This is a genomic window from Paenibacillus sp. S-38 (assembly GCF_049942825.1).
In the GTDB taxonomy this organism is placed as follows: domain Bacteria; phylum Bacillota; class Bacilli; order Paenibacillales; family NBRC-103111; genus Paenibacillus_G.
In genome coordinates, this window is sequence record NZ_CP187970.1 from 6,949,549 (window position 1) to 6,967,751 (window position 18,203).

16 protein-coding genes and 1 riboswitch are annotated in these 18,203 nt (G+C 57.4%); of the genes, 5 read left to right on the top strand and 11 right to left on the bottom strand.

Annotation, left to right across the window (positions count from 1 at the left end):
* Nucleotides 1-21: 21 nt before the first annotated feature.
* Nucleotides 22-960 carry a putative sporulation protein YtxC gene (locus tag ACP26L_RS30325; RefSeq protein WP_426449138.1) on the bottom strand — a complete coding sequence of 313 codons (939 nt, stop codon included), beginning with the start codon at nt 958-960 and terminating at the stop codon, nt 22-24.
* A gap of 129 nt (nt 961-1,089) precedes the next feature.
* Here ACP26L_RS30325 and ACP26L_RS30330 point away from each other — a divergent pair, with 129 nt between their 5' ends.
* Together ACP26L_RS30330 and ACP26L_RS30335 are read left to right on the top strand one after the other, a co-directional pair.
* Nucleotides 1,090-2,199, top strand: a complete 1,110-nt coding sequence (locus ACP26L_RS30330) for a diguanylate cyclase (protein ID WP_426449140.1) — start codon at nt 1,090-1,092, stop codon at nt 2,197-2,199.
* Nucleotides 2,200-2,324: 125 nt separating this feature from the next.
* Complete coding sequence (locus ACP26L_RS30335; protein WP_426449142.1) at nt 2,325-3,995, top strand: L,D-transpeptidase family protein; 1,671 nt, start codon at nt 2,325-2,327, stop codon at nt 3,993-3,995.
* A gap of 142 nt (nt 3,996-4,137) precedes the next feature.
* On the opposite strand, the gene ACP26L_RS30340 is transcribed toward ACP26L_RS30335, so the two are convergent.
* The 5 genes from ACP26L_RS30340 to metA form a co-directional block, all read right to left on the bottom strand.
* The gene (locus tag ACP26L_RS30340) at nt 4,138-5,325 is read right to left on the bottom strand and encodes a glycosyltransferase family 4 protein (protein ID WP_426449144.1); all 1,188 of its coding nucleotides are present in this window, start codon (nt 5,323-5,325) and stop codon (nt 4,138-4,140) included.
* A 149-nt stretch (nt 5,326-5,474) separates the two neighbouring features.
* Entirely contained in the window at nt 5,475-6,611 is a 1,137-nt protein-coding gene (mqnC, locus tag ACP26L_RS30345; RefSeq protein ID WP_426449146.1) for a cyclic dehypoxanthinyl futalosine synthase, read from the bottom strand.
* Nucleotides 6,612-6,884: 273 nt separating this feature from the next.
* On the bottom strand, nt 6,885-7,706 hold the full coding sequence (gene blaOXA, locus ACP26L_RS30350; protein ID WP_426449147.1) for a class D beta-lactamase: 822 nt from the start codon (nt 7,704-7,706) through the stop codon (nt 6,885-6,887).
* A gap of 258 nt (nt 7,707-7,964) precedes the next feature.
* Nucleotides 7,965-9,179, bottom strand: coding sequence for an aminotransferase class I/II-fold pyridoxal phosphate-dependent enzyme (locus tag ACP26L_RS30355; protein ID WP_426449149.1), 1,215 nt, complete (start codon nt 9,177-9,179; stop codon nt 7,965-7,967).
* Nucleotides 9,176-10,102: a homoserine O-acetyltransferase MetA gene (metA, locus tag ACP26L_RS30360; protein ID WP_426449151.1), complete on the bottom strand. Its 927-nt coding sequence runs from the start codon at nt 10,100-10,102 to the stop codon at nt 9,176-9,178. Before metA ends, ACP26L_RS30355 begins: the two co-directional genes overlap by 4 nt.
* A 129-nt stretch (nt 10,103-10,231) precedes the next feature.
* Nucleotides 10,232-10,381: riboswitch (SAM riboswitch) on the bottom strand.
* 454 nt (nt 10,382-10,835) lie between these two features.
* Between metA and corA the strand changes: the two genes are divergently transcribed.
* Nucleotides 10,836-11,771 carry a magnesium/cobalt transporter CorA gene (gene corA / locus ACP26L_RS30365; RefSeq protein WP_014652656.1) on the top strand — a complete coding sequence of 312 codons (936 nt, stop codon included), beginning with the start codon at nt 10,836-10,838 and terminating at the stop codon, nt 11,769-11,771.
* A 292-nt stretch (nt 11,772-12,063) separates the two neighbouring features.
* On the opposite strand, the gene ACP26L_RS30370 is transcribed toward corA, so the two are convergent.
* Entirely contained in the window at nt 12,064-13,074 is a 1,011-nt protein-coding gene (locus ACP26L_RS30370; protein ID WP_426449154.1) for an HRDC domain-containing protein, read from the bottom strand.
* Nucleotides 13,075-13,306: 232 nt separating this feature from the next.
* Between ACP26L_RS30370 and ACP26L_RS30375 the strand changes: the two genes are divergently transcribed.
* Nucleotides 13,307-13,615, top strand: coding sequence for a hypothetical protein (locus tag ACP26L_RS30375; protein WP_426449156.1), 309 nt, complete (start codon nt 13,307-13,309; stop codon nt 13,613-13,615).
* A gap of 323 nt (nt 13,616-13,938) precedes the next feature.
* Here ACP26L_RS30375 and ilvD read toward each other — a convergent pair whose 3' ends face one another.
* Nucleotides 13,939-15,624, bottom strand: coding sequence for a dihydroxy-acid dehydratase (gene ilvD, locus ACP26L_RS30380; RefSeq protein ID WP_426449158.1), 1,686 nt, complete (start codon nt 15,622-15,624; stop codon nt 13,939-13,941).
* A gap of 273 nt (nt 15,625-15,897) precedes the next feature.
* Between ilvD and ACP26L_RS30385 the strand changes: the two genes are divergently transcribed.
* Nucleotides 15,898-16,191: a DUF3055 domain-containing protein gene (locus ACP26L_RS30385; RefSeq protein ID WP_426449160.1), complete on the top strand. Its 294-nt coding sequence runs from the start codon at nt 15,898-15,900 to the stop codon at nt 16,189-16,191.
* A 140-nt stretch (nt 16,192-16,331) separates the two neighbouring features.
* Here ACP26L_RS30385 and ACP26L_RS30390 read toward each other — a convergent pair whose 3' ends face one another.
* Genes ACP26L_RS30390 through ACP26L_RS30400 form a run of 3 tightly spaced genes read right to left on the bottom strand, consistent with a single transcriptional unit; the run spans nt 16,332 to nt 18,063 of the window.
* Complete coding sequence (locus tag ACP26L_RS30390; RefSeq protein ID WP_426449162.1) at nt 16,332-16,649, bottom strand: cupin domain-containing protein; 318 nt, start codon at nt 16,647-16,649, stop codon at nt 16,332-16,334.
* Between the two features lie 33 nt (nt 16,650-16,682).
* Nucleotides 16,683-17,597: an ArsR/SmtB family transcription factor gene (locus tag ACP26L_RS30395; RefSeq protein WP_426449164.1), complete on the bottom strand. Its 915-nt coding sequence runs from the start codon at nt 17,595-17,597 to the stop codon at nt 16,683-16,685.
* Nucleotides 17,598-17,610: 13 nt separating this feature from the next.
* Nucleotides 17,611-18,063, bottom strand: coding sequence for an acyl-CoA thioesterase (locus tag ACP26L_RS30400; RefSeq protein WP_426449166.1), 453 nt, complete (start codon nt 18,061-18,063; stop codon nt 17,611-17,613).
* Between the last annotated feature and the right edge of the window lie 140 nt (nt 18,064-18,203).

Below are 18,203 nucleotides of genomic sequence, written 5' to 3' on the forward strand. Positions count from 1 at the left end.
TTCATGTCTTTGATGGCGGCTTTATCCTTTATTATATTCGGCAGCCGTCGAGCGGTCAAGGCTGTGGCACATCCGGCAGTACCCGCACAGCTCCACCCGGTTCTCGAAGATCTGGCGGATCGTGTGGATCACCTGCACGTCCGGCTCTCTCGTATGAATAAAAATTTTGCCCGGTGAAACGGTAATCAGGGTAGAGACGATCATATCCTCGAAATTCATGTCTTTCTCGAGCATCTGGGCGGTGACGACCGTATCGTTCTCTTCCGTCTCGATAAGCTCCATCCGTTCGTTCATCAGCATAAAATCCGCCCCGCCCTTATGGATCAGATGAACGATCGGAACCTTCGCTTCCTGGATATAGACGAAATACTGGAGAAGGGAGATAAATTCCCGGTACTGCTGGTCCATCACGAATTCATCGACGGCATACTCGACGATCTCCCGCAGCTCATCCCGGTAGCTGTGAAGCCTGAATTTCAGAAAACCGTCAAGATTGAGCAGCGTATGCTCCTGCAGAAATTCCTTGAGCTCACCGGCTATGATTTCCTTACGCCGCGCATAAGCTTTAGCATAATCACTCGGGCCTGCAAGAACACGTCCTTCCGCTTCCGCTCCAAGCATGCGGTCACAGTAGGAGAGGATCTGGCGGATATCCTCCTCCCGCTTGTACCCGAATTCCTGCCGGATCAGACTCTTCAGGAGAGGAAGCTCCTCTTCGCGCAGCACGTAATCCGCAAGTACCTGTGAAGCCTCCGCAAACAAGACGTCTCCGTCCGAATGAAGTTGAAAAGCCGGAAGCTTGCCTGACACCTCAATCTGATGCAGCCCCTCCGTGCCGTTAAGAGCGATATGGATTTTGTCTGTATTATGTAGCAAATCGCCGGAACCCGAGAGTTCCAGGCTGAGCCGGTCTGCCTGTGCGTCCGTACGTTTCAGCAAATATACCGTAAACAGCTTCATCCCCATTCACTCCTTTCAGACCCTTGCCTCCCTTAAAGTATATGGCCCAAGAGTCGCATATATACAAATATCAAGCGTCCATGGTATAGTAATAAATGAGATTTACACAGGAAATTGGAGTGAATTCCTATGGTTTTTGATGCGGTACAGCAAGCGAGACTGTCCCGCTGGAACCGGAGGCTGCTCAATGGATACTGGGGCATTGCGGTTCTCACAGTCGCTGCCGCATCCGTCTATGTGACGACCTCTCGCTGGAACCCGCATTATATTCCCGCAGCGATCCTGAGCATCCATACGCTCTGGATGATGCTGGGGTTATTGGTGGTTGAAGCGGCCTACGTTCTCTTGAAGCGTTTCCAGGACTATGTCGTCATCTGCGGCGGTGCTGCGCTCTCCTTGAATCTTATTACCACATTTCCGCAGGTCAGCCCCTCGCTGACCACATTATTTCTTCCGATTCTCGCCTCGGTTTTTTATTTTCAGCGGCGCAAGCTTCTCTTCGCTTACGGCCTTTCGCTCGCCAGCTTCTTCTTCATCCATATTGTCGTTCTGCACGAGTTCAGCTCATCACCCTGGGGAGAACGGATTGCGATGACGGTCATTCTGACCTTCGGAACATTCCTCGGCCTTGAGATCCGCCGCCGCGGACACGATCTCCTGCAGGACCTGAAGTCCACCCTCGCCTCGGAACAAGAACTGCTCGTCCGCAATATTCTAATGGACAAGATGGCCAAGACCGATGCGCTCACCGGTCTCTACAACCACCGCTCCTTCCATGAATATCTGGATGAATTGATGATTCACGGCGAACAGAACGGACTGGGTTTTCATCTGGCCCTGCTCGATATAGACCACTTCAAGAAAGTGAACGACACTTACGGACATCAGGCCGGCGACGCCGTACTGATCCGGGTCGCAGCGGTCATCCGCGAGATGGTATCGCCGAATGATTTTCCCGCCCGGTATGGAGGCGAAGAATTCGCGGTCCTGTGTACGGAGACCGGGCTGGCGGAGCTCCTGATCCAGCTGGAGCGGATGCGGGTTCGCATCGCGGGAATGAAGCATCTGGAGCTGGACGGCAATCCCGTCACGATTTCGGTGGGGATTCATACCTTCAGCAAGGGCTGCTCCAAGGAAGAGCTGTTCGATGGAGCAGACGAAGCACTCTACGCAGCCAAGCATGGTGGACGCAACCGGATGAAGGTGCATGGGAAGGAAGTCATGACCCTGACGCCTTAAGGAGGCGTCTTTTTTTGATGTCCATGATACATAATGTATATTTATTTAGGTCTGACTCTTCCGTTTAGACCTATTTTGTGATACTATTTGTATCATTAGGACAATTCTTCTAGGAGGCTCCTGCTATGCCGTACCCGACGACCCGTTATCGAGTGCCTAAAGCCGACCATCTCATTCATCTGCATAAGAACCTATATTTGAACCGCAACGATCCGAATTATTATCAGAAGGTCATCAACTATCTCGACCGCCGTTCCCCGGAAGCCCACTTCCGGCTGGCCCAGCATTATGAAGCCGAGGGGCGTCCGGAGAAGGCCCTGTTTCACTACAGGGAAACGATGAGGACCCATCCCTCTCCTTACTATTACCTGGCCTCCGGTTCCATCCGCCGGCTCGAGAAGGATGCCGGACTCGCCGAGTCCGCAGAAGCCCCGGCCGCCTCGAAGAACAAGCCGGTCATACCGCTCTTCCTCAAGGTGCTGCTCCTGGCCCTGCTGCTCATTAATCTTCTGCTTGCCGGACTCTTCTACGGCCCTGCGGCCATCTCCAAAGTGGTCTCGGTCTGGAGTCCGCTCGGCATCGGCAAAGCCGTTACATACGAAAGCGTAGAGCTGCCGTTCCTGCTGCATATCCCTTACGGTACACCGAACGAAGAAGTCGAAGAGCTGCTTCATGAGCGGGCGGTTCAGCTGTCCGAGGGTCATCCGAAGAACAGCATCGTGATCTTCGGGATGGCCTCCCCTGTCGCCGGCAAAAGTGTCGTGCCCCTGACAGACGAGAGCTGGAAGTCCAAAGCTTTCGTTATCGCGGAATACCAGCCGGCCGTGGATGATTCCGTCAAGATCCGTTTCCTTCAGGCGGAGCAGCAGAAGCTCCGTACCGAAGCGGGCGCCAACCTGGTGCGTACCGCTCTGGCCGCCTATAAGAGCGAGCACGGCGCCTACCCTGCGTCCGTGCAGACTCTGCTCGGCTCGTATCCTTCCAACTATATCTCTTTCCTTCCTGAGGAAGCCCTGTCCGGTTCGTCCGAGGTAAGGGCTTTTTTCGATGGAAGCGGCGGCTGGGTGTATCAGCCCAGCGGGTCCTCTCCTGAAGGCGCCTTCTTCCCGAACGTCTCTGCCGCCGATGTGGAAGGGAACCTGGAGACGGCAGGCGGCGACGGGAATGGGGATGGCGGTCAAGCAGCCCTCCATCAGGGTCCTTTGTCTGTTCCCTACCGGCAGGCGGCCCTTGAAGTGATACAGGACAGGCACGTGATCCGGCTCACCGCCGGAGAGGCGCTGCTTGCCGAGTACCCTGTAGGGCTCGGGGCAGGAGGTGCTACGCCTAACGGCAGCTTCACCATCGGTGAGCGGGTGCTGGCCCCCCAAGGCCGCCAGGAAGGGGTATATGGCGCCGCTGCGCTCGGGATGGGCCGGCTGGCCGTGCACGGCACTTCCGATGCTTCGTCCATCGGGCGGAATGCATCCCTTGGATGCATCCGGATGACCGACGAAGACATCGCCGCGCTGTATCCGCTGGTGCCCCGCGGCACACAGGTCGTCATCCGCCCGGCGGAGGCCGGAGAGGCGGCTGCAGCTGCGGCCCCCCCGGCCCGGACCGTGATTCCGGCACAAGCCTTGCTGCCGGCGGGGCACCTGCCCTTTCCCGCATCGGCTTCGTCCGGTTCGGCTGCTCCGGCATCCGCATCTCCCGGTTCTGCTTCTCCTGACTCCGCTTCGTCCGCCTCATCCTCACCCGGCACGGCCCCACAGGACGAGACCGCCCCAGGCCGGATTTTCCACTGGCTCGGATGAGCCCAGGCGGAAGAAGGCCTACTGCGAACCTGCAGCAGGCCTTTTGGGGTAAGCTGAATGATGCTTGTCCCTGATCTTGGCACGTTGTATGATGATATCCTGATCTTCGCGCGTTGTATGATGCTCCACTCTTGGCGCCCACTTACGAACCGGCGTACTCCACCTGCCGGCTGCTCATACCGTACTGCGTCCACAGCTCCTCATAGAGCTGGACGGTCCGCCCGACATAAGCCGCACGGGAGAACTCCTTCTCCATCATTTCCTTCCCCCGGAGCCCCATCCTCTGATAATCCATGGACAGGACCTTTGCAACCGCGTCTGACAAAGCTTTATGGTCAAACACTGGAGTCACCATCCCGTTCTCCGGACGCACCATCTCGGGCACGCCCCCCACATCCGTCGAGACAACAGGCAGTCCCGCCCGCATGGCCTCCAGAATCGCGGTGGGGAACGTGTCGAAGACGGAGGATAGCACGAATACATCCGCCTGGCGAAGAAGCTCCGGCACATCCCGCCGCAGCCCGACGAAATGGACACGGTCCGTCACACCGAGCAAGACCGCCAAGGCAAACAGCTTCTCCTTATATACCTTCTCATGCTCAAAAGTCGCATCGCCTACGATGACAAAATGCCCGCGGTTCCCGTCCGCTTTGAACTGCTCGGCAGCCCGGATCAGGGTCTCCATTCCTTTCTCCGGCGCCAGCCGCGCCACCGTCATCATCAGCGGTTCCTCCGTAGGAAGCCCCAGCTGCTCTCGAATCGATTTGGAAGCGCTATCGTAATCAGCTTCGGAAAATTGAATGCCGTTGTAGATTTTCGTCAATTTGCCCGATTCCCTGCCAAACCACCGGAACATTACCTTGCTCCGCTCACATAGGACGACGACTTTATCATTCAACAGATGATTCAGCAGTCCGACCATCTGATAAGCAGGCAGCATGCCTCTTGGCAGCTCGTGCACCGTCTGTACGGAAGGAATCCCTTTGAGCTTGGCCGCGATATTGCCGCCCATGAGCTCCATCTTATGAGAGTGAACAAGATCGATCCGATGCTTCTTGATGATGTCCAGCACGGTTCTCACGGTGCTGAAGAGCTTCAGCGTATTGTCCCAGTAATACCTATAGCTCGTCGGTTTGCCGAATACCGCGAGCTTCCCGATGAACACCTTGACGCCCAAGCTCTCGTACTTCTCTACATAGGGGCTGTGCCCGGCCAAAAGAACAAACGGCTGGTATTGGGTCCGGTCCAGGCCTTCGATGAGCTGCAGCAGCACCGTATCCACGCCGCCAACCTGACTCGGGTAAGGCTGGAGATATAAAATATGTTTCACACGGTTCCCCCGTCTTTCCAGTTTTTGTTGTCATTGCTCTAAAACTAACATTCATTAGATTGATAGTCAATAAGCCCCGCCTAAAGCTTCTTTTAAAATTACACAAAAAAGAGACCGCCGAATCGCTCAGCGGTCTTCCGTATATGGATCTAGTTCTGCATGATAAAGTCGTTTTCTACCTGTACCATCTCATCGTCGAACATCCGCAAAATTTCGTACTTCGTATTGCGCTGGGCAGGGATCTTGCCCGCTTCGCGGATGAGCTGCAGCGTAGAAGAAATGTTCACTTTATGGGTTGTACCCGCCGCGGAGACGACATTCTCCTCAATCATGGTCGAACCGAAGTCGTTGCAACCGTAATGCAGCGAAAGCTTGCCCACTTCGGGCCCCATCGTGACCCAGGAGGACTGGAAGTTCTTCACGTTGTCGAGCATGAGGCGGGAGATCGCCACGTTCTTCAGGTAATCCTCCGCTCCGAGCTTCTCGGCCTTCAGGTTCGTGTTCTCCGGCTGGAACGTCCACGAGATAAAGGCCAGGAAGCCGGGAACCGGATAGCCGCTTGCGAGCGACAGGTCCTGCTGTTCGCGGATCCGCAGCAGGTGCAGCGCCCGTTCTTCATTCGATTCGCCGAAGCCGATGACCATCGTACCGGTCGTATGCATGCCGACCTTGTGTGCCGCATGCATCACGTCCATCCAGTCACGCCATGAGCCTTTGAGTCTCGAAATCTTCCGGCGTGTGCGGTCGTCCAGAATCTCGCCGCCACCGCCTGGGAGGGAGTCGAGACCGGCTTCCTTCAATGCCCGGATCACATCTTCTAGTGAAAGGCCGGAAAGGACCTGCATCTTCATGATCTCCGCCGGCGAGAAGGAGTGCATCGTGATATCCGGGAAGCGCTTCTTGATCTCGCGGAGCAGGTTTGTATAGTAGGAGAACGGCAGGTCCGGATTCACGCCGCCCTGCATAAGGATCTCGGTGCCTCCGACGTTGATCGTTTCCTGAATCTTCTGGAATATGACTTCATCCGGCAGAACATACCCCTCGGGCGAACCCGGAGCACGGTAGAATGCACAGAACCGGCAGAATACGTCACAGATATTCGTATAGTTGATATTGCGTCCGATCACGAAGGTTGTCACCGGCTCGGGGTGATGTCTCAGCATGATCTGATTGGCCGCGTGGCCCATTTTCTCAATCTGATCGGATTCGTACAGCGCTATGCAGTCCTCCACGCCAAGGCGTTCTCCTGCCAGCACCGAATCCAAGATACGATCGATGGAACTCATCGCATTTCATCTCCTTTATATTCCCCATCGTACCACAAACCGCTCCATCCCCGCTATACCAAAAGGCCGCAGGAAGAAGCCTCCGGTTCCCCCCGCGGATATTTTGCAAACATTATGTGAACGGTACGGAAGCCTTGGGCGACTGCCCCAAACCTCGCGGCGGATCGGTACGGTCCTCAAGTAGGATGCCCTAAGGAATGACAAGGCACAAGAGGGCAGGCGCACCTGCTGTCCGGTGGTCACCTCACCCGAAATGAAGAAAAGCCCGGTCCGTCAATTCGGAGGAAGCAGGCCATGGCTCCTCAGAATCTCCAGCGTGATCCCCTTGGCCTCGGATCCGCTGCCTTCTAGATTCGCCGCAAAGACATAACTGCGTTTCTCTCCCGTCAGGAAGCCGACATACCAGCCGAGCCCGTAATCCGACAGGCGGGTTCCCGTTTTGCCGTACAGCGTGTAGGTATCGCCCTCCTCCTGGATCATCATGCGCTTCACCGTCTTCATGACCGGACGGTCCAGAGGCAGCTGCTCCCGCACCAGCTTCTCGAGGAAGTCTACCTGCTCCATCGCCGTAATCTTCAGCGTGCTGTCCAGCCAGAAGCGGTCGATGCCCCCGCTGAGGTCCCGGTTGCCGTAGGACAGGCTGTCGAGTCCCTGCTGCATATGCTCCGTTCCGATATCCCGCGCCAGCGCCTGATAGTACCAGATGGCAGACTCCCGCATCGCCGATCCCAGCGTGTGGTCCCGGTTCCAGCTCTCGAACTCGCGTATCGTCCCGTCCCAGCGCTTCACGTCATACTCATCGCGCACCGCTCCGTTCTGAAGGCCGATCAGTGCATTCGCCACCTTGAAGGTGGACTCCGGTGTCAGCGGCGTCTCCGCCCGATCCCGGTTATAGACATACGTGTCCCCGCTGTGCAGGTCCTTGATCACGAAGGTACCGGTACGGCCTCGGAACGCACTCTCCGCCTGAATTTTTTTGACGGGCACCACTCGTCCCGCCCCTTCCTTTCCTTCCCTGTCTTGGGCGGCAGCCCCTTGCACCGCCGCACCGAACAACAGAACAAGCAGTGTCAATACCATCCGTTTGCGCTTCATGGACTTTTTTCCTCCCTCACATCCACATTTCCATGTACTGCAGCCTTGCTTGCAAGTCTTATTATAGATCCGCCATCTCCCGCAGAACATGGACGGTCCCTGACGTTTGGCTGATAGGAGGAGGGACGCAGGCCAAGCCTAGGGCACGAATAAAAATGCAGCACGGGCCCCCAAACGACAAAAAGAGGAGCCCCGCTTCTACGGGCACTCCTCTTTCTTTCTATTATATGTGCGCGGGCACGCTTCAGATGAAAGGGATCAGCCGAGCACCGGCACACCGCTCTCAATCTCCTGCTTGGCGAGCTCAATCGCCCGGGACAGGTCTGCAATCAGGTCATCGGCATGCTCAATGCCTACCGAGTAGCGCAGCAGCTTCTCGTCGACACCCACCTTGCGGCGGATCTCCTCCGGAATGTCCGCATGCGTCTGTACAGCCGGGTATGTCATCAGCGATTCCACCCCGCCCAGGCTCTCGGCGAAGGCGATAAGCTTGATATGGCGCAGAATCGGCTCAATCGTACGGGCATCCTTCATCTTGAAGGAGAAAATCCCCGTGTTGCCCGACGACTGACGATTCTGAATCTCATGCCCCGGATGGGAAGCAAGCGCCGGATAGTAGACCGTCTCGACATCCGGATGCTCCTGCAGGAACGTCGCAATCTTCGTCGCATTGTACTGATGGCGCTCCATACGCAGCGCGAGCGTCTTCATCCCGCGCATGAGCAGCCAGGAATCCTGCGGCCCAAGAACGGCGCCGATGGAGTTGTGCAGGAAGGCCATCTCCTCGGAGAGCTCCTTGCCCTTCGTGACGATGAGGCCGGCCAGCACGTCGTTGTGGCCGCCGAGGTACTTCGTCGCGCTGTGAATGATGATATCGGCTCCGAGCTCGATCGGGCGCTGGAAGAACGGCGTCAGCAGCGTGTTGTCCACGATGGTGAGAATGCCCTTCTTCTTCGCCCATGTACACACGAGCTCGATATCGGTAACCATCATCAGCGGGTTCGTCGGCGTCTCGATCAGCACGGCCTTGGTCCCCGGCTGCACGCTCGCTTCCAGTGCATCCAGATCATTCGTATCCACGTAGGTCGCCGTCACACCGAAGCGCGACATGATCTTCTCCAGCAGGCGGTACGTGCCGCCGTAGAGATCCAGCGATACGATCAGATGGTCGCCCTGGCGGAACAAGGCAAAGATCGTCTGCAGGGCGGCCATGCCGGAGGAACAAGCAAACCCGGCGTCGCCGGATTCCAGCTCCGCGATCGCCTTCTCAAGCACCGTGCGGGTCGGGCTCTTCGTGCGGGCATAGTCAAAGCCGGTGCTCTGGCCGAGCTTCGGATGGCGGAACGCCGTAGAGTTATAGATCGGGAAGGATACGGCCCCGGTAACCGGCTCTTCGATAGAACCGATCTGCGCCAGACGGCTTTCGATTTGGAGCTTATTCGACTGCGGCTTCTGTTCCTCGTGTGTACTCATATCACATATTCTCCTTTGTACAGGTCGTAAGGCGTTTCCTGGTAGACATAGTAGTTGAGCCAGTTCGAGAAGAGCAGGTTCGCATGGGCTCTCCAGGTGTTGAGCGGCTGCCGCGCCGGATCGTTGTTCGGATAGTAATTCTTCGGTATGGCGATCTCGAGCCCTTTGTTCACATCCCGGTCATACTCCGCCTTCAATGAACAAGCGTCGTATTCCGAATGTCCGGTAACGAAAATCTGTTTGCCGTCCTTGGTGGCGACGATGTAGACCCCTGAATCCTCCGACTCCGACAAAATCTCGAGCTCCGGATGCTTCAGGATATCCTCCCGGCGCACTTCGGTATGGCGCGACTGCGGCACATAGAACGCTTCGTCAAACCCGCGGAGCAGCTTCACGTTCGGCTTCGAGATCGTGTGCGGGAATACCCCGAACATTTTCTCCTCGAGCGGGTACTTCGGCACGCCGTAGTGATGGAACAGGCCCGCTTGGGCCGCCCAACAGATATGGAGGGTCGAGGTCACGTGGGTGCGGGACCAGTTCATGATCTCGGCCAGCTCGTCCCAGTAGTTCACGTGCTCGAAGTTCAGCTGTTCCACAGGGGCGCCCGTAATGATCATACCGTCCAGATACTCGTGCTTGACGTCCTCGAAGGTTTTGTAGAATTGCTCCAGGTGCTCGAGCGAGGTGTTCTTCGAAGTATGCGTCTTCGGGTGCAGCAGAATGAATTCGACCTGCAGCGGAGTGTTCCCGATCAGCCTGAGGAGCTGGGTCTCCGTCGTCTCCTTGGTGGGCATCAGGTTCATAATCGCAATCCGCAGGGGACGGATATCCTGCTGGAACGCCACGCTTTCGTCCATGACGAAGATGTTCTCGTTAATCAGGATTTCTTTGGCGGGCAGTTGATCTGGTACTTTAATTGGCATCCGGGTTTCACTCCTTCTTGGGATCGATTCGTTATTCCCGCACTCTGCGAGGGAGAAGGCCAGGTATTACAGCAAAAAGACCTTCCCCGCGCGCGACGAGAAAGGCCTTTGTATGTTACATCGTCCTCTCTCTCATCTATCAGAAGCCGTTACGCTTCCGCAAGAATTAGCACCGTGCAATGCCTTCGCTTCGTGTCTGTATACCTGCCTGCTGTTTGCAAAGGATTGTCGGTTGCCGGGTATCATCGGGCTAGTCCCTCAACCTGCTCTTGATAAGAGTGTGAAACCGAATCTATTCAGTTGTTTTGGATAACAATACTTTAATCGAAAAGAAAGCGCCCGTCAAGGGGGGAGTCCACGCCCTAAGCCGTTTATTTCCCCTCCCGCCGGCAGCTGTCCGCACCCTGAATCCCCTTCGAACATACCTTATAGCAGGCCGACAAATCTGCATTGTGTTCTTGAAAACGCCGAGTTATACTAGACAAGGGTTCGACAATCTTCTCAATAAAGGGGTGCGATCAAACGAATGGACGGAGACCCGAGGAGTCGCTTCTGCGTTCAATTAATGCTCCATATTCCGAATGGAACCCGGCCCCCTGCCATCGTTCGATTCTGCCATCCGCCTGCCCTCCGCAGCCGCCCCTTCGGCTGACGCCCTCAGCAGGTTTTTGCAGTCCGCACGCCGTAGGCAAGGGTCGTGTTCCGGTTTCGGCAACACGAAAGGGTGAGACCTATGAAGGCACGCTTGGTGCAGGACGGCATATTCACATTGGTGGAGGACATTACCCAGACGGTGGTCCCTCCGCATCACGGATTCTACTGGATCGACGCGGAACCGGAGGATCTCGAGATGCTTCAGCCCTTGTTCCACCTTCACGAACTGGCTGTAGAGGACGTGCTGACGGAAGAAGAACAGCGTCCGAAGATCGAACTGTACGACACGCACTATTTCATTGTATTTAATTCCATCCGCTTTGATGACGAAGAAATTTTCCTGCGTGCCCTTAACATCTTTCTAGGCAGGCATTACATCATAACGATTACCCGGCAGAAAATTAACGAAATCCGCGCCCTGAAGCCCGTCCTCTGGGAAGAGGAAGTCAAGGCGCCCGACGAGTTCCTGTATCACCTCATTGACCTGATCATCGATAATTATACCCTGGTCGGCGACCGGATCGACGCGAAGATCGAGAAGCTTGAGGAAGAGATCCTCATGCACACGAAGAAGGCGCATCTCAACGAGATCATCGGTCTGCGCAGCGAGATCTTGTGGCTGAAGAAGGTGCTCAATCCGCAGCGTGAAGTGATCGCGACCCTGGGCCGCAAGGAGCTGAAGCTGATCTCCGAGCCGCTGAAGAAGTACTTCGGCGACATCTACGAGAACGCGGTCAAGATCTCCGAGACGTTCGATACGTTCCGGGAGCTCATGGGCAACTTGCGCGAAGCCTATCAGTCGTCCCTGGCCAACCGGGCGAACGAAATCATGAGAGTGTTCACGGCCATCACCACGATCTTCATGCCCTTGACGTTCATCACCGGGATCTATGGGATGAACGTAGAGTATATCCCGGGAGCCAAGTCCCATTGGGGCGGCCTCTCACTGATCTTCGGCATGGTGTTCCTCGGCATCGCGATGTTCTGGCTGTTCCGCAAGAAAGACTGGCTGTGAGCATAACCCGCCGGCCGATGAGAAACCCCCGGACTTCCTTCCATGGAGGTCCGGGGGTTTTGTTATTGTAGTGCGCAGGACACTGGCATGGAGTGGTCTACCGGGCGGTAAAAGGCGAGGAAGCGCTATGATCGCTGGCATAGGGCAGTTCAGCAGTTCAGCTGCCCAGCCGTTTCATGGTCACACTTATCACTGCGTCTGTGCTTTCCTAGCTGCCGAGCTCGATGAGCATCTCAGCTTTGGGCGGCCGGGAGCTTCGGAGCTTTCCTTCCGCCCGGCAGGTGAATCCCGCTTACGATGCGGCGCTCTGCGTCACGGTATTCGCCTTGCGGTATTTCATGCGGAGCAGGCGCAGCCACTCGTAGGCGCGGTCGCTGTCCTTGGCCGAGAGTTCCTCGCTCGGGTAAACGGCCTTCAGGATCGGCTTCAGGTAGCGGTCCCCCTGCTGCTCGAACGCCTGCCAGGCCGCCGCGATGAGGGTTTCCTCCACTTCCTCCAGCATCGCCTCGATGTAGGCCTCTAGATCGTAGCCGTCCCGGTCGAGCTCTTCAAGCCAGAGCAGCAGATTGCGCCGCTGGATCTTCGTCTCTTCCTGGACCTCGTCGAGCTTTGCCCCCCGCTGCGCCGCCTCCAGCAGCCGCCGCTTCACGTCCTGCTTGTCGGCTTCCGCCTTCATCTTGCGCTCCTTCTCCCCGAGCAGCCAGGCGTTCAGCTCCGCCGGATCGACGGCTGACTCCACCCACGTCAGCGGGAAGCTGCCCGCACGCTCACGTCCGGCGGTCAGCGCCAGGATCGCCGTGCAGTACGCGGCCGCCTTCGTCTTGCCGAAGCCCGGCAGCTGCAGCAGCTCCTCTTCGGTCTGCGGCACGAACGCGGAGATCATCTTCAGCAGCCGGTTCGTCGCTACGATGAACGGCGCCTTCCCCTCCTGCGACGCCTGCTTGAAGCGCCACTGGCGAAGCGCCTCGTACAGCTCCTCCTGGGCATGCCGCTCGCTGTAGAAGTGCAGCGGCTGCATGTAGGCCATCCGCCCGTCCAGCCCATCCATCTCGCTGACCTGCATCTCGAGCAGAGGCGCGTAGCCTTCGCACTGCTTGGCGAACACGCGCTCGCGGAACGTCTTCATCATCGCGCTCCATTCGCTGCCCTCGTACCAGGTCTCCGCCGCTCCAAGCCCTTCGTCCGGCGATTCATTCCACATGACAATCCAGCTGCCTTCGCTCTCACCGATCGATACCTGGGCGGTGAACACTTCCCCCTCCGCCGTCGTCTTCTCCATGCTGTTCAGAAACATCAAATTCATATGCCAGTCCTCCTGAGGTGTGGTTTCCAAACTAGAACCTGAAGCCCATGCAAAAAAGCACCTCTCCAGCCGGTCAGGCAAGAGAGGTGCTTCCTCGTTCTCGTTCGTTCATCGTTTGAAATTAGTACTATAGTACCATGCCGACTGGAGGGCGTCAAGCAGGATTTGGATATTTTGTATCCGGCTGGGGGATGCTACCAAAGCAGAGCTCTGACCTACAGGAGGATGAACTATGGAGAAAGACACCACCGACCGCAGCGGCGACGGATTCGCGGATCAGGCCCCCCACCAGAAATATACGGACCTGGCGACCGTCGAATCCATGCGCAATGATCTGACGGCCGAGGAATTTCCGGAAGGCCCCTACGGCAGCAGCGCCCTTACCGAGGGCCTCGGCAAGAGCACGCCATGGCGGGACGACCAGCATTCGCAGAATCGCTTCACTTATGAGAACCGGGAGCTGCATGCCGGCATGTCAAGGGAATACCCCGGCGGCCATCCGACCCACGATTCCACGGGTGACGACCAGGTGGAATCTTAAGCGGCCCGGGTACTGAGCCGGGACTACAGCCCCAGCCTGCTTCCCGCCCCGTGGTGCAGTAAGAATCAAGCCTACCTACCTTAGATCGCCGGGCAGCCTGCGGGCCAAGTGAAGCCTCCTGCATGGAGGCGTTGGCCTGAGGCCCGATCTGCCTCCAAGATCAGCGGGATCCCGTGCATGAAGACGGTTCGTGATGGTTAAGACAACCCAATCCAGCGGGTGTGAGTCTCATCAGCCCGCAGCGATTAGCGGGTCCAGCCCAAAAAAAGACAGCCTGACCGTCTCTCGTACGGTCAGGCTGTCTTGCTTGCTACGCCTACGGATTAGATCTTCAGAACGCCGCCGGTGCTGGCGTTGGTGACGAGCTTGGAATAGCGGGCCAGATACCCGGTCTTCACCTTCGGCTCGAAGCCTTTCCAGTTCGCACGGCGTGCTTCCAGCTCTTCGTCGCTGACTTCAAGCTGAATCGTGCGGTTAACCAGATCCAGTTCAATGATATCGCCGTCGTTCACGAAGGCGATCGGGCCGCCCTCAGCCGCTTCCGGCGAGATGTGGCCGATGGAGATCCCGCGGGATGCACCGGAGAAACGGCCGTCGGTGATCAGACCGACCTTCGCGCCGAGGCCCATGCCCACGATCTGCGATGTCGGAGCGAGCATCTCAGGCATGCCCGGGCCGCCCTTCGGACCTTCGTAGCGGATAACGACTACGTGGCCTTCTTTGACCTTGCCGTTTGCGATGCCTTCGAGCGCCGCTTCCTGGGAATCGAAGCAGATCGCAGGCCCCTTGTGGTAGCCGCCGACGGACTTGTCCACCGCGCCGACCTTGATGATCGAGCCGCCCGGAGCCAGGTTACCGAACAGTACGGCCAGGCCGCCCTGCTCGGAATGCGGATTGTCGAGCGGATGGATGACGTCCTTGTCGAGAATCTCGCAGCCTGCAACATTCTCGGCCAGCGTCTTGCCCGTTACGGTAATGCAGTCGCCGTGCAACGCGCCCGGCTTCTTGAAGAGCTCGTTGAGCACTGCGCTGACGCCGCCCGCATTATGAACGTCTTCGATATGGTAATCGGAGGCCGGGGCGATCTTCGCCAGGTGAGGCACGCGCTTCGCCACTTCGTTGATGCGCTCGATCGGGTATTCGAAGCCCGCTTCATGCGCCAGAGCCAGCGTGTGAAGCACCGTGTTCGTGGAACCGCCCATCGCCATATCGAGGGCGAACGCATTGTCGATCGCTTCGATCGTTACGATGTCACGCGGCTTGATGTCGAGCTTGATCAGCTCCATGAGCTGCTTCGCGGACTTCTTCACGAACTCTCTGCGGTCTTCGGAGATCGCGAGAATCGTGCCGTTGCCCGGCAGCGCAAGGCCAAGGCCTTCGGCCAGACAGTTCATCGAGTTCGCTGTGAACATACCTGAGCAGGACCCACATGTCGGACAGCCGTACTGTTCGAGCTCGAGCAGCGACTTGTCGTCGATTTTGCCGGCCTGGTAAGCGCCTACGCCTTCGAATACCGAGGAGAGGGAGATCGAACGGCCGTCGCTCGTCTTGCCCGCCTTCATCGGACCGCCGGAGACAAACATCGTCGGGATGTTGACGCGCAGCGCGCCCATCATCATGCCCGGTGTGATCTTGTCGCAGTTCGGAATACAGACCATACCGTCGAACCAGTGCGCAGCCACCACCGTCTCGAGGGAGTCAGCGATAATCTCACGGCTCGGCAGCGAGTAACGCATGCCGATATGGCCCATAGCAATGCCATCGTCCACGCCGATGGTGTTGAATTCGAACGGCACGCCGCCCGCTTCGCGGATGGCTTCCTTCACGATCTTGCCGAATTCCTGCAGGTGAACGTGACCCGGTACGATATCGATATAGGAATTGCACACCGCAATGAACGGCTTGTCGAAATCCTCTTCTTTCACACCCGCTGCGCGAAGCAGACTGCGGTGAGGTGCGCGGTCGAAGCCCTTTTTGATCATGTCGCTTCTCATCTTAGCCTTGGCCATTGCTCTGTAATCCTCCGTTTCTGTACCTATGCATCATAATAAAAAATGACATCTGGTGTCGCTTCCTCCGATTGTACCATGTTTCCCGGCAATTGACTACGAATCCCGAGCAAGTTCATCCGGTATTCACACTAGGCAATTGGAGGGAATGCAGGCCAACAGCCCCTGCCCCGGCCGCCATGCGCCCGATTTTGCCACGTCTTCGGAGAATCTGTTATAATGATGCGGTTGGAATATCTGCAGCCCCGCTGCAGGAGGAACGGAGGAAACGGCATGTCGGAATTTGATTTTTTGTATGACGGCACGGAAGAAACGACGACCCGCTTCGTCTGTGTAGTAGGGGAATCGCTGCGCCGGTTCGACCTGGCCATCACCACGACGAACCGCTTCTACGGCAAGAAGCTCGTGACGGATCTGCAGACCGGCAAGACCTGCGTGATCGGGCCCGACGATCTCGAGGAGGAAGGCTACCTGGAGCATGCGTACAAGCTGTCCGACGAAGAGGCCGCCGAGCTGCGCGAATTCCTGACCGAAGTGATCGGTCCGATTAACTTCACGGATATTTAGCCCTGCCCGCCGGATAAAGCACTCACCGCTGGCCTGCCTCCGGTAAACAAATAACGCGCACCTTCCCAAGCGGGACGATGCGCGTTTTTATTCGTTCCAAGCGATCTCTTCCAATTCAAAAAGGATAAGTGCTGCGAATCTTAACGTTTCACAAGATCCTCGCGCACCGGCGTGAAGGAATCGAGCAGCACGCTCGGCTCCAGCGCCCGGCAGCCGTGCTTCGCGCCGCTCGGGATGTAGATCGTCTCACCTGCGGATACGACCTGCTTCTCCCCGTCGATGGTGAACTCCAGACGACCCTTGAGGCAGTAGGACAGCTGCTCGTGCGGATGGCTGTGAATATACCCCTCCGCCCCCTCCTCGAAGTGCACTTCCATCATCATGATGCCCGCGCCCGGCTCAAAAATCTTGCGTTTGACGCCCGGCTCGGCGTTCTCCCATACGTTAATGTTGCTCATATCCACTCTCTCCTCCCACAGGAACCAAGGGTATTAGTCGCGAACCTTCTCGTAAAACAGACGGAACAGGATATTCTGGTCGTAGTTGCCGAAGCCTTCCCCGTAGATCGTCAGCCCGCCGACATTCTGGGCATCCTCCGGCACGGTGAGCCGCAGCGTCCACTGCTTCCGCCGGATGTCGAGCTGCTCCAGCGTCACATCCGACACCTTGTAGCCGTCGATGAACGTGCCTTCCGCATCGATGCGCAGCACCTTGAGCAGGCCGTACTGATTGCAGTCGATCGACCACCATTCCGGCGTGTACTTCCCCTTGCGGCCTCCGAAGTCGCCAGGCGAAGTCCACGCGCCAAGCGGCACGCCGTTCAAAGCAAAGTGAATGTCGGAAGGCCAGTCGTTATTGCTCGCCGGCGCTTCCGAGCCGAGCTCAAGCGAGACTTCAAGCTTGGTCGGCGTTTCGTTGCCGAGCATGTAGTTCGGCACCTTGTATTCTATGTACCCCTGCCCGAACCAGAGAATCCTCGCATCGAAGCGCTCCGGAGACAGGAAGAAGCGGGGATCGTCGTATTCCCCGATGATTTTGTCCCTCGTCGCCAGACCGCAGGTCGGCTGGATCTCGAAGTCGGTGTAATGGCCTACGCCGATCTCGGTCTCATAGTACGACTGTTGCACGCTGTCCCCCTGCGGGAACTCGATATGCAGCGAGTCCACATTCAGCGAGCACACCTTCTGGGCGCCCCCTTTGCCCGGGAACATCTCGGTCTTGATGAGCTCGGCGCGCTCCAGCTTCTTGATGTGCATCGTCATGATGGCGGAGCTGAGCCCGAGAGCTCCGGCAAGCTCCTTGACGTTCATGGGCTTCACGGCGAGCAGACGGATCATCTGCAGCCGCACGCCGCTGGCCAGCGCTTCATAGACCGGCAGCGATTTCTCGGATATGTCCAGTTTCATTGCGGCACCACTCCTATGTCTCCCAAGGGAAGGTCGTGGTGAGCACATCCGCAAAGTTCCGGCTCTGCTCGCGCCTCAGCCGGCGCATCTCCGCCCGGGCATCCGCCGTTTCGAAGAGCTTACGCTCCTCTTCGGATTCGGGAACCACCTGCGGAACCTGAACCGGCTTGCCCTCGGCGTTCAGGGCTACGAAGGTCAGGAACGAGGTTGCCGCAATCTTGCGCCTGCCCGAGAGCAGATCCTCCGTCGATACCTTCACGAACACTTCCATCGAGCTGCGGCCCGTCCAGGTGACGTAGGCTTCGAGGCAGACCGAATCGGTAGGCCTTACCGGGGACAGGAAGTCGACCGAATCCGTCGAAGCCGTCACCACGCTGCACCGGGAGTGTTTCGTGGCCGCGATGGAAGCGATATCGTCGATATAAGCCATGAGCTTGCCGCCGAACAGGGTATTATGGTTGTTCACGTCCGTAGGAAAGATCCGGGATGTTTTATAGCATCGTGATTCCTTGGCGTATCTTTGCACCCAGTCTCATGCCTCCCTGCAGCCAAGGTATGGAAGGAAACTTCATCCAAATGGCCTGTTTTTGTCGTTATCATACCGAA